Genomic DNA, 567 nt, shown 5'->3' with positions numbered 1-567 from the left:
ACCACCGCGGCGGGGATGCGGGCCGGAATCCCGACTTTGATTCTCTGGCACGGGATCGACGATCAGCCGGTCTGGGCCGCCGCCGTCGAACGGCTGAACATCGGGACCGGCCGCCCGTTCTGGGGCGCCACAGAGCAATCGCTCGTCGCTGACCTGCGCTCCGTCCTGACCCCGGAGCGCGCCGCAAAAGCCCGTGACGTCGGCGCGAAGATGACGACGGCCGGCGAAAGTGTTGCCAGGGCGGCCGACCTTCTGGAGGCCACCGTCGACTTACGGTGATGAGGCTTGCGATCCAAGGCGAGCGACGTCTTCCAGAAGATCCGCGGCTCTCGCGAGGCTTTCGGGGGACGTCGATATCTGGCCGGCGACTTCGCGGGCGCGTGAAGCGTATTCGGGCGAGAGGATGGTGGCCAGATCGGCCACTAGTGATCCCTGCGTGGTGGCCGACAACTGACGGGCGGCGCCGACGCCGAGTCGTTCGACCCCCGCCGCCCAGACCGGCTGATCGAGCCACAGCCACAGGATCAGCGCGGGAATCCCCGCCCGCAGTCCGGCAGCCGTGGTGCC

General features: G+C 69.0%; 2 protein-coding genes. One reads left to right on the top strand and one right to left on the bottom strand.

Annotation, left to right across the window (positions count from 1 at the left end; genetic code table 11):
• A partial coding sequence (locus tag A5764_RS21495) for a glycosyltransferase (protein WP_369807352.1) occupies positions 1-279 on the top strand: 279 nt, incomplete at its 5' end.
• Here the strand turns inward: A5764_RS21495 and A5764_RS28970 are convergent.
• On the bottom strand, positions 271-567 hold a 297-nt coding region (locus A5764_RS28970), incomplete at its 5' end, for a glycosyltransferase (RefSeq protein ID WP_369807351.1). The genes A5764_RS21495 and A5764_RS28970 overlap by 9 nt on opposite strands.

Origin of the sequence: Mycobacterium sp. 852002-51057_SCH5723018 (genome assembly GCF_001667035.1) — a bacterium.
Classification (GTDB): domain Bacteria; phylum Actinomycetota; class Actinomycetes; order Mycobacteriales; family Mycobacteriaceae; genus Mycobacterium.
The sequence above is the reverse complement of the archived record's forward strand: the minus strand, read 5'-3'. Positions and strand labels throughout refer to the sequence as shown.